Source organism: Nocardia sp. 2TAF39, from assembly GCF_052114905.1.
GTDB lineage: Bacteria > Actinomycetota > Actinomycetes > Mycobacteriales > Mycobacteriaceae > Nocardia.
In genome coordinates this window covers 1-14,978 of sequence record NZ_JBFRFQ010000081.1, presented here as the reverse complement: position 1 = coordinate 14,978, position 14,978 = coordinate 1, and the positions used below count along the sequence as shown (strand labels likewise).

General features: G+C 66.2%; 4 protein-coding genes and 2 pseudogenes. 5 read left to right on the top strand and 1 reads right to left on the bottom strand.

All coding sequences use genetic code 11. The annotated features are described in order from the left end of the window. On the top strand, positions 1-5,794 hold a 5,794-nt coding region (locus tag AB4Z47_RS29725), incomplete at its 5' end, for an amino acid adenylation domain-containing protein (RefSeq protein WP_441955866.1). Positions 5,795-6,097: 303 nt separating this feature from the next. On the opposite strand, the gene AB4Z47_RS29720 is transcribed toward AB4Z47_RS29725, so the two are convergent. After that, positions 6,098-6,583: a hypothetical protein gene (locus AB4Z47_RS29720; RefSeq protein ID WP_441955864.1), complete on the bottom strand. Its 486-nt coding sequence runs from the start codon at positions 6,581-6,583 to the stop codon at positions 6,098-6,100. A 371-nt stretch (positions 6,584-6,954) separates the two neighbouring features. Here AB4Z47_RS29720 and AB4Z47_RS29715 point away from each other — a divergent pair, with 371 nt between their 5' ends. The 4 genes and pseudogenes from AB4Z47_RS29715 to AB4Z47_RS29700 all read left to right on the top strand — a co-directional run. After that, positions 6,955-7,242: an ArsR/SmtB family transcription factor gene (locus AB4Z47_RS29715; protein ID WP_441955862.1), complete on the top strand. Its 288-nt coding sequence runs from the start codon at positions 6,955-6,957 to the stop codon at positions 7,240-7,242. Between the two features lie 3 nt (positions 7,243-7,245). Next, the gene (locus AB4Z47_RS29710; RefSeq protein ID WP_441955860.1) at positions 7,246-7,671 is read left to right on the top strand and encodes a VOC family protein; all 426 of its coding nucleotides are present in this window, start codon (positions 7,246-7,248) and stop codon (positions 7,669-7,671) included. Positions 7,672-8,125: 454 nt separating this feature from the next. Next, positions 8,126-9,009, top strand: a pseudogene (locus AB4Z47_RS29705) (IS982 family transposase). 315 nt (positions 9,010-9,324) lie between these two features. Further along, positions 9,325-14,978: pseudogene (locus AB4Z47_RS29700) on the top strand (amino acid adenylation domain-containing protein); the annotation flags it as partial.

Here is a 14,978-nt window from a genome sequence, read left to right as displayed (position 1 = left end):
TCGCAAAGCATTACCCGCACCGGAATTCCAAGCGAAGGTGTACCGCGCCCCCTCCACACCGGTCGAAGAGATCGTGGCCGGGGTATTCGCCGACGTACTCGGCATCGAACGAGTCGGCGCCGACGACGACTTCTTCACCCTCGGCGGCAACTCACTAGCCGCCACACAAGTCGTGGCACGCATCGGAGCCGCACTCGACTCACAGGTTCCGGTACGGGTGCTGTTCGAAGCATCCACCGTCGCGGGCCTGGCCGCGCGGGTCGCGGTCACGGCGGGTGAAGCCGCGCCGATCGAGCTGGCCGAACTGCCCGGTGGCGGTGTCGGCGAGATCCCGCTGACGCCGGTGCTTGCCGCATATCTCGAAGAGGGTGTCTACAACCAGTTCTCGCAGAGCATGGTGTTGGGCCTGCCGGACGGAATCGATCGCGCCGGACTGGTCACCACCATCGCCGCAGTCCTCGACCACCACGATGTGCTGCGCTCGCGAGTGCGGCAGGTCGACGGGCAGTGGCAATTCGAGGCGCTGCCGCTCGGTGGCGTGGACGTGAACACGCTGATCTCCGAGGTCGATGTGCCGGCCGGTGTCGACGCGACGGAGCTGAACCGGATTGCCGGGGAAGCGATGGATTCCGCGCTCGCGATGCTGGATCCGGCCGCAGGCAAAATGATTGCCTTCACTTGGCTGCGTCGCCCCGATGCCCGAGACGCTGTCACCGTCGCGGCCCATCACTTCGTCATCGATGGTGTGTCGTGGCGCATCCTTATCCCGGACCTCGCGATGGCTTCGGCACAGCGGGCGGCGGGGCAGGAGGTCACGCTGCCCGCCGTAGGTACCTCGTTCCGGCGCTGGGCACACGGCCTGGCCGCGGCGGCCACGGCAGCGGATCGTACCGGCGAGGTCGACTACTGGCAGCAGGTGCTGGCCACGCCGGATCCGTTGCTCGGTAGCCGCGCCTTGGATGCCGCGGTGGACACCTATGCGACGCGCGGACAGATCGGCATCCAGGTGTCGGCCGAGGTCACCGACGCTGTCCTGACCGAGATTCCGGCGCTGTACCGCGGCGGTGTCAACGATGGTCTGCTGGCCGCACTCGCAGTGGCGGTGCGCACCTGGCGGGCGCGACGCGGCATCGACGCACCCACCACCCTGGTGAAGCTCGAAGGCCACGGCCGCGAGGAAGGCGCCGTGCCCGGCGCCGACCTGACCCGCACCATCGGCCGGTTCACCAACATCTACCCGGTGGCCCTGGATCTGTCGGGCATCGACACCGAGGCAGCACTGGCCGGCGGTGTAGCCGCTGCGGCGGTCCTCAAATCGGTGAAGGAGCAGTTGCTCGCGGTGCCGGACAAGGGCATCGGTTACGGCATGCTGCGCTACCTGAACGCGGCCACTGCCGGCGAGCTCACCGGTGACCTCGGGCAGATCGGCTTCGACTATCTCGGCCGCGTCTCGGCTGATGGAGTGTCCGATGGCCTGGCCGATCCGGGCTGGCTGCCGACCGCCGATCCGGGAGTCGTTGCGGGCGAGAAGGATCCGGCGATGCCGATGCCGGCGGTGATCGACATCAACGCGATCGTCAACGAGACCGGCGCCGGTCCGCAGATGGATGTGTCATTCGCCTACGCCGCCGAGATCATCGGCGAAGCGGACGTCCGCGAGCTGGCCGACGAATGGCTGGCGGCGCTGACCGCGCTCGCCCGCCACACGCAGGATCCGGCATCCGGCGGGCTCACCCCGTCGGATGTGCCGCTGGTGCAGGTCACCCAGGCCGAGCTGGACATCTGGCGGCAGGCGCGGCCGGGCCTGTCCGATGTGTTGCCGCTGTCGCCGCTGCAGGCGGGACTGTTGTTCCTCGCCGAAGTGTCCCCGGTGGACGACTACATCATGCAGTTCGCGGTGGAGCTGTCCGGCGATGCCGATATCGAGCGGCTGCGGGGTGCCGCGCAAGCGGTTCTGGATCGGCATGCGAACCTGCGGACCGCCTTCGTCGCCACCACCGACGGCATCCCAGTACAACTGGTGGTGGATGCCGTCGAGGTGGGATGGCAGATCGTGGAGGATGTGCACGATGCCGAGCTGCCGGCGATTCTCGAAGCAGATCTGCGGCACCGGTTCGATCCCGCGGTGGCGCCGCTGGTGCGATTCACGTTGTACCGCACCGAATCCGGATGCGCCCACCTGGTACTGACCACCCACCACATCCTGCTGGACGGCTGGTCTATGCCGTTGCTGATGAAGGACCTGCTGGTCCTGTATGCGACGCATGGTGATTCGTCGCAGCTTCCGCAGGTGCGGCCGTACCGCGACTACTTGGCGTGGCTGTCGCGTCAGGATCGCGATGCGGCGCTGCGGGCGTGGACTACGGCGCTCGACGGGCTGGAGGCGACTCCGCTTGCGCCCGCGCTGGCGCGGCACGCGGCACCGGAGCCGGGTGTCGGGACACTGGCGTTCGACCTGTCGCCGGAACAGACCTCGGCGATGGTGGCCTTCGCCGCCGAGGCCGGCGTCACCGTCAACACGGTGGTGCAGGCAGCCTGGGGCCTGGTGATCGCGGCCGGAACCGATCGCGACGATGTGGTGTTCGGCGCCGCGGTGTCTGGTCGGCCGCCGCAGCTCGACGGCATCGACGACATGATCGGTCTGTTCGTGAACACCATCCCGGTTCGTGTTCAGTTCGATCCGCGGTGGACCGTGCGAGAACTGCTCGGCCGCTTACAGTCCGAGCAGGCCGCCTTGCTGGACCGGCACTACCTGGGGTTGGCCGATATCCAGCACGCCCTCGGTGTGGACGGGCTGTTCGATTCGCTGCTGGCGTACGAGTCCTATCCGATGGACACCGAAGGTCTGCAGCAGCGCGCGAATTCGATCGACGGCATGGCCATCACGGGTCTGCAAAGCGTCAACTTCAGCCACTACCCGCTGACGGTGCTGGTGGAACTGACCGCACAGCTGACGGTGAAGGTGATCTACCAGCGCAACACCGTCGATGGTGCGGCCGCGCAGGCTGTCACCGACCGGATGCGAATGCTGATCGGCGAATTCGTTGCCGGCCCGCGGCGCACCCTGGCGGCGACCAATCTGCTGCTCGACGCTGAGCACGCGGCGTTGGACGCGGTGAACGACACCACGGCACCGGAATTCGTGGACGACGCGACACTGGTCGCGTTGTTCCACGCCCAGTGTGAGCGCACTCCCGACGCGCCCGCGGTGACGTTCGGCGACGAGACGCTGACCTATGCGCAGCTCCGGTCGCGCGCGAGTCGCCTTGCCGGCGAACTCGTCCGGCGCGGTGCCGGCCCGGAGACCAGGATCGCGGTCGCGATGCGGCGTTCGCTGGAGCTGGTGGTAGCGATCTACGCGGTGCTGGAATCCGGCGCGGCCTACGTGCCGGTCGACCCGGATCATCCGGTGGAACGCAACGACTACGTGCTCACCGGTTCGGCGCCGCTGTTCGTGCTCACCACGGTGATGGACGGGTTCGAAACCGGCACCGCGGCAACGGTGCTCGATATCGAGCAGCTCGAACCCGCTTCGCAAGAGGCGAGTGTCACGACCGTTCCCGAGTGGATCTTCGAGCCGAGCGGGTCGCGTCCGGATGATATGAAAGCCAGGCCGGACAACATTGCCTACGTCATCTACACCTCGGGCTCCACCGGGCGCCCGAAGGGCGTGATGATCACGCACCGGCAGATGGTGAATCAGTTCCGCTGGAACCAGCGCGAATACCCGCACTCCACCGGCGATGTGGTGCTGCACAAGACCCCGATCACGTTCGACATCTCGACGTGGGAGTTGTTCTGGCCGTTGCAGACCGGCGCTCGTATCGTGGTCGCCGAACCGGACGGGCACCGCGATCCCCGGTATCTGGCCGAGGTGATCGAGCGGGAGTCCATCAGCACGGTGCACTTCGTGCCGTCGATGCTGGACGCGTATCTGGAACTGGAACAGCTCCCGAAAGCCTTGCCGTACCGGGTTTTTGCGGCGGGCGAGGCGCTGGCCGCCACCACCGCGGCCGCGTTCCACGACCGGGTGTCCGGCGAGTTGTACAACTGGTATGGCCCCGCCGAGGCAACCGTGGTGACCGCCGCCGCGGTGCCAGCTCCCACTCCGCCGTCTCCGAACGACCGTGGCGAAATCCGCGGCGCGGTGCCGATCGGTGCCCCGGCGGCCAACACCCGGGTGTTCGTGCTCGACCGCCAGCTGCGGCAGGTGCCGGTCGGCGCGACCGGTGAACTGTACGTTGCCGGTGTGCAATTGGCCCGCGGCTACCTCGGTGCGCCGGCGTTGACGGCCGAACGATTCGTCGCCAGCCCGTTCGAGCCGGGTGCCCGGCTCTACCGCACCGGTGACATCGTCAAACTGGTGGGTCGTTCGGCAGGCTCCGCCTCCGCGGGAGAACTCGATTCCCCCGTCCTCGAATACCTCGGCCGCGCCGACTTCCAGGTGAAACTGCGCGGCCAGCGTATCGAACCGGGCGAAATAGAAGCCGTCCTGCTGGAGCACGATTCAGTCGGTCACGCCGCGGTCGCGCTGGTACCGGAGCCGGATCGCCTGGTCGGCTACGTGGTGGCCGCATCCGGTCACACGATCGACGAGGTGGCACTGCTAGAACACACCCGGCGTGGGTTGCCTGCCTACATGGTGCCGTCGGTGCTCGTCACGTTGCCGGAGCTGCCGCTGAACGCGAGCGGAAAGCTCGATCGCAAGGCGCTCCCGATCCCGGCCTTCACCGCACGGCCCTACCGCGAGCCGGTAACCCCGCTGCAGCAAGCGGTCGCGGCGGTGTTCGCGGAGGTGCTCGGTATCGAACGAGCCGGTCTGGACGACGACTTCTTCGCGCTGGGCGGCACCAGCCTGGTCGCCAGCCAAGCGGTGAGCCGGCTGCGTCGGGCCACCGGCGCGCAACTGCGGGTGCAGTGGTTCTTCCTGGACCCGACGGTGGCAGGAATATCGGCCCGGATCGTGGAGGCGCTGGAATCCGGCCTCGACTACGACGCCGGCTCCGATGCGTCGATGAGCGTGATGCTGCCGATCCGCAGGACCGGCAGCCGGACACCGCTGTTCTGCATCCACCCGATGTACGGCCTGTCCTGGTGCTACAGCGGGCTGGCTCAGCAGCTGGACATGCAGCAGCCCATCTACGGCGTGCAGTCCCCGGCGCTATCGGAGGACGCCGATCCGCCGGAGTCGTTGCACGACATGTCCGCCCGCTACCTCGCGGAGATCACCGCCGTCCAGCCGGAGGGGCCGTACCGTCTGCTCGGCTGGTCGCTCGGCGGTGTGCTCGCGCACGAGATCGCGGTGCGGTTGCGGGCGGCCGGGCAGGAAGTCGAGTTGCTCGCGATGCTGGACAGCGACCACAGCTTCGACATCGACTTCTTCCACGACGCCATGCTGGAGATGTTGGCCGAGATCGGTATCCAGGGCATCGACCCGCAACAGTTGAGTGTGCTGAGCGAAGCGGACTTCATGAAGCTGTACGAGGCGCTCCCGACGGACATGGTGGCGTTGACGCCGGATCGGCTGCGGCGGATCTACACCAGTGCGGTGCGGTCGGCCGAACTCACCCAGAGCTACACCCCGCAGGTGTTCGACGGGACGGTGCAGTTCTTCAAGGCCATGCAGAACGAAGGCGTGAAGCGGGACATTGTCGCGGCGTGGCGGCCCTACGCCGCCGGTGTCACCGTGCACCCGGTGCCGGCCAGCCACGAGACGATGACCCAGCCCGAGGCGCTGGCGGTCATCGGCCCTGTGCTGGCCGATCTGCTGCTGCAGGTCGGCGACCGGAAGTAGTTCCGCTGGAGGGCGGTGGAATCGCGGGTGGGTCGTGGACCGAGGTCACGCATGCTGGGATGGCAACGCTGGGGCGCTCGTCGCGATCGGTCCGGAGCCGGCCGTTCTGCTCGACCCTCGCGCCTAGCCGAGTAAGTCCGAAGTCCTTGGTGGTTCTATCGACCATCTGCGACGTCACTGACCGTTGATGTTGGCGTCGGTGCCCGACCGAAGATGTTCGTATCGACGAATCTTGACGTCGCTACCTTGGTTGCGATTCGCGGAAGAGCATGCCTCGTCCGGATCTCTGTGCCGAAAAGATCATCACAACTCTGGATCTGCCAGCAACACGACGCGGTCCGCTGCGACGTCGAACCCGAGCACAGGGTGCATGCCGTCACCACCTTCGTTGGTCATGGACACCGGCTTGCCCAACCGGCGGCCTATCGCGGACAGGAATCCGCACAGGATGTCGACCCCCACCTGTTCTTGTAGTTCGTAAAGGTTGACGTCGAAATCGATCACCGAGTCCGACCACGGTCGGAAAATCATCCGTACACCTGGAACAGGCCAGACACACAGGTGGACCGTCTCCGCATCAGCGGGGCGCGACAGAACCTCCGCGGCGGATGGCAGCGCGCACACAAGGTCGCCTTCCCGGTACTCCCACTCCCAGCCACTCGATCGGACCAGGTCGAACACCGCCTGCCAGTCCTCGACCGAGGCGCCCAACACCCACACATCCGGCAAGCCGCCCATCAGGTACGGGTCGAAGAAGTTCTTGACGTCGTTCCACAGCAGATCTGGCACCATGCCATGGTGACCGATCGCCTCTGCGAACGAAGCACAATTTCCTCGACGAGCCCTTTAGCGAACTGTCCCACGCGGGCTGCTGTGCGCCGCCGATCTCCGCCGTCGCCTCAGGAACGCTCGATGACGTCATTTTTCACCGTCATCTTCACCCCTCACCCACCTCGTACGACGTCGGATTCCGCCGATAAGCGACGTCGGAATTCCGGGACCGGTTCCAGGTGGATTTGAGCGTCATGTGGTGTCCTGAGTCGCGATTTGTGCAGACGAAAATGACGCCACTCACTGGTTGTGCGCCGTGATCGAAAACTCGCAGTTGCCCGTCATGTCACAGGTTGACAGGAAAGTGTTTACTTGCCTATCGTGACAGTGTGAGCGAAGGTATCGACCCCGGCGAGGTTTTCAAGGCGCTGGCCGATCCCACTCGCCGGGTGATCCTCGACGAGCTCGCCGAGCGCGACGGCCAGACGCTGTTCGAGTTGTGCGGTCGGCTGACGATGCGGCATGGGATGTCGTCCACGCGGCAGGCCATCTCCCAGCATCTGGAGGTGCTCGCCGGCGCCGGCCTGGTGACTGCCAGCCGGGAGGGCCGGTACAAGTTCCACTATCTGAACCGAGAACCGTTGCGAAATCTCACCGATCGCTGGCTGAAGGAGTAAGACATGCGCATTACCGTGACCAGTGTGTTAGTCGACGATCAGGCCAAGGCACTGCGTTTCTATACCGAGGTGCTCGGCTTCGTGAAGAAGCACGACGTCCCGGTCGGCGAATACAGCTGGCTGACCGTCGTCTCACCGCAGGACCCGGATGGTGTCGAGCTGTTGCTGGAACCCGACGGGCATCCGGCGGCACGACCGTTCAAGAACGCGCTGGTGGAGGACGGTATTCCGTTCACCTCCTTCGCTGTTGAGGATGTGCACGCCGAGTACGAGCGGCTGCGCGAGCTGGGCGTGCACTTCACCCAGCCTCCGCTGGACCACGGCACCGTCACCACCGCCGTTCTCGACGACACCTGCGGCAATCTCATCCAGATCGCGCAGCAGAAAGCCGATGGTCTTCCGGAAGGGGTACCCGACCAAACCGCTTGACACAAACGCTTACGCTGTCGGTCCGCAGCCACTCGTCGAGGATCGACTTGAACTCATCGAGCTTCGATGCCCGTGGCGGATACTTCTTGCGTTCGGTCGGCCACGCCGAGCGCAGCGCCGCACGGACCGTGCGATACGAGACGTTGTGCTTGCGTTGCAGCTCGCGGCCCGACATCCCGGCCCGTGAATCCCGGCGGATAGCGGCATACAGCTCCACCCTGGACTGGCGAGGCGGCAACGACGGCACCTACAAGACAGGTTCTGTCCTTGTCGCCGCACACAGAACGTTGCGCCGCAACCTACCGCCATCGCGCCACGGTGATGTCAAAATTCGTCTGCACGAACATCTTCGGATCAAGGTCGGTGCTGAGATTCCCCGGTAAGTGGTGTCCCGGAATTCGCTGGCACAACCATCCTTTGGCGCGCATAGGGGAAGGGCCTCGTTGACCGTTGTGTGACGAACGACATCGAGACCCTTCTCACCGCACTGTACGTGAAGATCGATGACGAGTTGGGAGGACCGCGATGGACGGGCCGCCCTCCGGTGCTGACCGACTCCGAGCTGGTGTGTGTCGCGGTGGCTAAGTCGCTGCTCGGGTTCACCTCCGAGGCCCACTGGCTGCGGTATGCCCGCAAGCACCTGACCGGCTTGTTCCCCTACCTGCCGCAGCAGTCCGGCTACAACAAGCGGCTGCGCGCGGCACTGGGCCTGGTCAAGCGGGTCATCAGGATGCTGGCCAAATCGAGCGACTTCTGGCTGGATGACTGCTGGATCGTGGACTCCACCCCGGTGCCGTGCGGGATGTCGCGACCCACGGTCAAACGCTCCGAACTGGCTGGTTGGGCCGGGTACGGGTACTGCGCCAGTCACTCCCGGTTCTTTTGGGGGTTGCGCCTGTATCTGGTGTGCACCCCGTCTGGGATGCCGATCTTGTGGGCTTTGGCCGACCCCAAGCTGGGCGAGCGCGAGGTACTGGCCGCGATGTTGGAGGTCGAAGCGGGGATCGTGGCCGAGCACGAGAGCATCCTGCTGATCTCCGACAAAGGTTTCGCCGGCAAGGACTTCGAAAACCTGTTGGCCGACTACGAGATCACGCTGCTGCGGCCCTCCCGCAAGCGGGAGAAGGCACGCTACGGCGAAAGAAGGTCCGGCAACTGATCGAGTCGGTCAACGACACCCTCAAAGGCCAACTCGACCTCGAAGACCACGGCGGCCGCAGCTACGCGGGCGTCGCCATCCGCGTCGCCCAACGCGTCCTCGCAATGGCGGCCGCGATCTGGCACAACAACCTCACCGGAGCTCCGGTCACCCGGTCCCTGATTGCCTACGACCATTGACCAGGCTTTGGACTTACTCGTCTAGCCGTTCACTGCCCGACGGCGCGACCCGAATTGCGCGTCGGCAGGTAATAATCGTCCCCGGCACTCGTCACATGCGGCCGTACCCGCGACCCGGAACCCCACGGGTCGCGCTCGGCGTCCGCGGGCGGATTCGTAACGGTCGGTATGCGCTCGTTCGATGATCATGGGCGAGGGCAGCACGACTTGCATGTGGCAGCAACAGACAAGGTGAGGCATCTCGATGGTTCGGGCAGTCGGACAGCGGTGTGACGAGACTGCGGTAGTGAGGCGCGGATGACCCGCCCGGCCCGCGTGCACCCGACCCGCCCGACCCGGCGGCCCCGCGTCACCACGCTGCCGCAGTTGATGGTTACCGCCGTCGAAGCCAATCCGGGCGGCACCGCCCTGGTCTTCGCCGACGCGACCAGCACGCTGGCCCGGCTCAGCTACGCCGAACTGGACGAGTGGTCGACCCGGCTGGCGCGGCTGCTCATCGATCGTGGCGTAGGCCCGGAGGACCTGGTCGCGGTGGGGATTCCGCGCTCGGTCGAATCCGTGGTCGCGGTCTGGGCAGTGGCCAAGACCGGCGCCGGGTTCGTCCCGATCGACCCGAACTACCCCGCCGACCGGGTCGAGCACATGATCGTCGACTGCGGTGCGGTCTTCGGGCTGACCGTCGACGTAGTCCGCGCCGATCTGCCGGATCGGGTCGAGTGGCTGTCCGTCGATACCGCCGAGTGCGCGCGACTGCTCGAGGAATTGCCGGCCGACCCGGTCACCTACGCGGATCGGCTGCGCCAGCTGCGGGCCGAGCATCCCGCGTATGTCCTCTACACCTCGGGTTCGGTGGGTTTGCCGAAGGGCGTCGTGGTGACCCAGGCCGGGTTGGCAAGTTTTTGCGCGGAGCAGCGCGATCGGTATCGGGTGACCAGTGCGTCGCGCACGTTGTGTTTCGCGTCGCCGTCGTTCGATGCGTCGGTGTTGGAGTTGCTGCTCGCGATCGGTGGGGCGGCCACGATGGTGGTCGCGTCGCCGAGGGTGCACGGCGGCGACGAACTGGCCATGCTGTTGCGCAGGGAGGGTGTGACGCATGCGTTCGTCACGCCCGCCGTGCTGGCGTCGGTGGATTCTGCGGGTTTGGACGAGCTGCGTGTCGTGGTCGTCGGTGGCGAGGTGTGCCCTCCGGCGCTGGCGCGGCGCTGGGCGGCCTCGAGTGGGCGAACCCGTGAGTTCTTCAACGGTTACGGGCCGACCGAGACCACGATCATGACGAACATCAGTGCGCCGTTGGTTCCCGGCGCGCCGGTGTCTATTGGTGCGCCGATCCGGGCGATCACCGAGTACGTGTTGGACGAACGTCTGGTGCCGGTCCCGATCGGCGTGGTCGGCGAGCTGTATATCGCCGGAGCGCAGCTGGCCCGCGGCTATCATCAGCGGCCCGGGCTCACGGCCGCGTGGTTTGTGGCGAATCCGTTCGACCCGAATCATCCCCGGCTCTACCGCACCGGTGATCTGGTGCGCTGGACCGCGGATGGTGAGTTGGAGTATCTAGGTCGTAATGACCAGCAGGTGACAATTGGCGGTCTCCGTATCGAGCTCGGCGAGATCGACGCGGTGCTCGCCACGCATGAGAGCGTCGATTTCGCCGTCACCGTCGGGCATCAGCTGGACAGCGGCGCGACGATTCTCGTCGCCTATGCGCACGCCGCTCCCGGGATGGCCGCGGACGCGGCCGAACTTGCCGCCCTCGCCGAGCAGAGTCTGCCCGTGCATATGGTGCCGACGGTGGTCATGGTGCTGGACGAGATTCCGCTGACCCCGGTGGGCAAGGTGGATCGCCATTCGCTGCCCACACCGCGTTTGCGGACCACCGTGTTTCGCGCACCAGTCGGACTGCTGGAAGAGCTCGTCGCAGAGGTGTTCGCCGAACTGCTCGGGCCGGGAGCGGCGGTCGGCGCGGACGACGATTTCTTCGAGCTCGGCGGCAACTCGCTGATTGCGACCGAGGTCGCCGCCCGGCTCGGCGCCGCCGTCTCGGCCCGGGTGCCCGTCCGTCTGATCTTCGAGAACGCCACCGTCGCCGGACTCGCCGAGCGACTGAAGCCGCTCGAGGGCACGGGAGACCGCCACGCGTTGGTTCCGGTGGAGCGCCCGGCGCGGGTTCCGTTGTCGTTGGCGCAGCAGCGGATGTGGTTTTCGAATCAGTTCGATACTGGTTCCGCGGTGAACAATATTCCGTTCGCGATTCGGTTCTCGGGTGCGTTGGATGTGGGGGCGTTGCAGGCGGCGGTCGCGGATGTGATCGAGCGTCATGAGTCGCTGCGGACGGTGTATCCGGCGGTGGACGGTACGGGGTATCAGGTTGTTCTGCCTGCGGCCCAGGCGGTACCGGATCTGGCGCCCAAGCCGATCGCCGAGCACGAACTCCTGGACTGGCTGCGCGGATTCGCGCTGACCGGGTTCGACGTAGCGGACGAAGTACCGGTGCGCATCGTCTTGGCCGAGCTCGGCCCTGACGAGCACGCGATCGTGGTCGTGGTGCACCACATCGCCGCTGACGACGCCTCGGTCGCCCCGTTCCTGCGGGACCTGCTCGTCGCGTTCCTGTCCCGGCGCAACAGGGCGCGGCCGTCGTGGGCACCGCTGCCGGTCCAGTACGCGGACTACACGTTGTGGCAGCGCGCGGTGCTCGGCGACGAGAACGACCCGGACTCGGTGGCGGCAGCCCAGATCGCCTATTGGCGCCGTGCCCTGGCGGGCATCCCAGATCGGATCGACCTGGCCTCCGACCGGCCGCGTCCGGTAGTCGCCTCCGGCCGAGGCGCGGAGTACACCTTCGAGGTGGATGCCTCGGTGCATCGCCAACTCACCGCGCTCGCGCAGCACACTGGCGCCTCGGAGTTCATGGTGGTGCGCAGCGCGCTCGCGGCCTTGCTCGCCCGGCTTACCGGGACCGACGACATCACCATCGGCACAGCGGTCGCCGGTCGCGGCGAGCGGGGACTCGACGGGCTGATCGGCATGTTCGTCAACATGCTGGTGCTGCGCACCCGGGTCGACCCAGGCGCGTCGTTCCGTGCGCTGCTCGCCGACGTCGAAGAGACCGATTCGGCGGCGTTTTCGCATGCCGAGCTGCCGTTCGAGCGGTTGGTCGAGGTGCTGGGCCCGGTGAGTTCGCAGGCGCATCATCCGCTTTTCCAAGTGGCGTTGTTCTTCCAGAACATCGGCACGCCGGAGGTGGAGCTGCCCGGGCTGTCGGTGCGGCCGATGGATTTGGACGGCGCGATCGCCAAGTTCGATCTGCAGCTGACCGTGGCACCCAAGAGCCAGGACGGTGCCGCGGGCTTCTCGGCGAAGTTCATTTATGCCACCGACCTGTTCGACGAGTCCACGATCGCCGAGTTCGCCTGGCGGCTGGAGCGATTGCTCGCTGCCGTCGCCGCGGAGCCGGATCGGGCGATCGGCGAGATCGATCTGCTGGCTCCTGTCGAGCGGGAGCAAATTCTGCTCGGGTGGAACAACACCCGGCAAGCGGTGGCCGCCGAGCTGTTGCTCGATGGATATCGGCGTGCGGTGGATGCGTTCCCGGACACGGTCGCTGTGGTGTTCGAGGGTGTCGAGCTGACCTATGGTGAGTTCGACGCGCGGGTGAATCGGCTTGCGCGGTTGTTGATTTCGCGCGGTGTGGGTGCGGAGTCGTTGGTGGGTTCGGCGGTTCGGCGTTCGCTGGACCTGGTAATCGGCATGTATGCGATCGTGGCGGCTGGTGGGGCGTATATGCCGCTGGATCCGGATCATCCGGTCGAGCGCATCGCGCACATCCTGGAGACCGCGCAGCCCGCCTGCGTGCTCACCACCTCCACGGACGCGGTCGAAGTGCCCGAGGGCACCCCGGTGCTGCTGTTGGACGCGATCGACCTCGACGGTGTCGACAGTGCTCCGGTGCGTGCCGAGGAACTGCTTCGTCCGGTGTGGCCGCAGCATCCGGCATATGTGATCTTCACGTCGGGGTCGACCGGTCGGCCCAAGGGTGTGGCGATTTCGCATGCGGCGATCAACAATCAGATCGCGTGGATGCTTGCGGCGTATCCGCTCGGACCGGCAGATGTGTATCTGCAGAAGACCGCGTCGACGTTCGATGTGTCGCTATGGGGTTATTTCATGCCGCTGCGTACGGGCGCGAAGCTCGTGGTCGCGACGCCGGATGGGCATCGCGACCCCGCCTATATCGCGGAAACCATCGCCGCGCAGCGGGTGACGGTGACGGACTTCGTGCCCTCCATGCTGACGGTCTTCGCCGCGCATACCGTGTCGGGCTCGTGCCCGACATTGCAAGACGTCTTCGTGATCGGTGAGGCGCTGCCGCCGGAAACTGTTGCGGCGCTGCGTGCGGTGTCGAACGCGAACGTGCACAACCTCTACGGTCCGACTGAGGCCGCGGTATCGGTCACGTACTGGCCTGCCTCGGCCACGGCCGTTGAGCGGTACGTGCCGGTCGGCGTGCCGCAGTGGAACACCCAGGTATATGTGCTGGATTCACGTCTGCATCCGGTACCTCCGGGTGTTCCCGGCGAGCTCTATCTCGCTGGTGGTGTCCGCGCTTGCTGCGGTGGTGGAGTCGCGGGCGGATGGTGAGCGTGGTGTGGAGTTGGGCGGTGTTGCTCGTCCTGAGCGGTTGCCGTTGTCGTTGGCGCAGCAGCGGATGTGGTTTCTCAACCGGTTCGATCAGGGTGATGATGCTGCGGCGCGGGCTGGTTCGGCGGCCTACAATCTGCCGTTCGCGTTGCGGTTGACCGGCGATCTCGAGGTATCCGCTCTCGGTGCGGCATTGCATGACGTGGTGACGCGCCATGAGGTGCTGCGCACCGTGTACCCGCAAACGGTGGACGGCCCGGTCCAGGTCGTGCTGCCCCCAGGACGAGTGGTCCTGGACCTCGCCCCGAGGGTGCTGGCCGACACCGAGGTGTCGAGCGCGGTGTATGACGTGGCCTCGACACCGTTCGACGTGACCGCCGACGTTCCGGTGCGAGCGACCCTGATCCAGGTCGAGGGGGCCCCCGATACGTATGTGCTTGTCGTTGTGGTGCATCACATCGCGGCGGACGCGTCGTCGATGGGTCCGCTCGTGCGGGATGTGATGACCGCCTATGCCGCGCGSACGGCCGGTCAGGAACCGGGTTGGTCGCCGTTACGGGTCCAGTACGCCGACTACGCGTTGTGGCAGCGCGCGGTGTTGGGTGAGGAATCCGATCCCGAATCCATCGCGGCGCGCCAGATCGGGTTCTGGCGTGGCGAGTTGGCTGATTCACCGGATGTGTTGGAGTTGCCGACCGATCGGCCGCGCCCGGCTGTGGCGTCGATGACCGGCGCGCGAGTGGATGTCGAGATCGACGCGGCGACCCATGCCGGACTCGTCGAACTCGCCCGCGCGCACAATGCGACGTTGTTCATGGTCGTGCATACCGCGTTCGCGGTGCTGCTGGCCCGGTTGTCGGGTGGCGAGGACATCGCGATCGGTACACCGGTAGCGGGTCGTGGTGASCGTGAGCTCGACGATCTGATCGGCATGTTCGTCAACACCGTCGTGTTCCGGACAAGGTTCGAGCCGGGGGAGTCGTTCACCGACCTGCTGGCCCGCCAACGTGAATCCGATCTGCAGGCATTCGCGCACGCCGATGTCCCCTTCGAGCGGCTGGTGGAAGTGTTGAATCCGCCACGGTCGAGAGCGCATCACCCGTTGTTCCAGGTCGGATTGTCATTCCAGAACATTGCACACACCGCCCTACAGTTACCCGGGCTGGTGGCCACTGGCGTGGACACGGATATGGATGTGTCCCAATTCGATCTACACCTGATCGTCGGCGACACCTATAACGAATCGGGTGCACCCACCGGCATCCGCGGCTTCTTCACCTACGCCACCGACCTCTTCGACGCCACAACAGTGCAAGGYTTCGCGGCTTCGC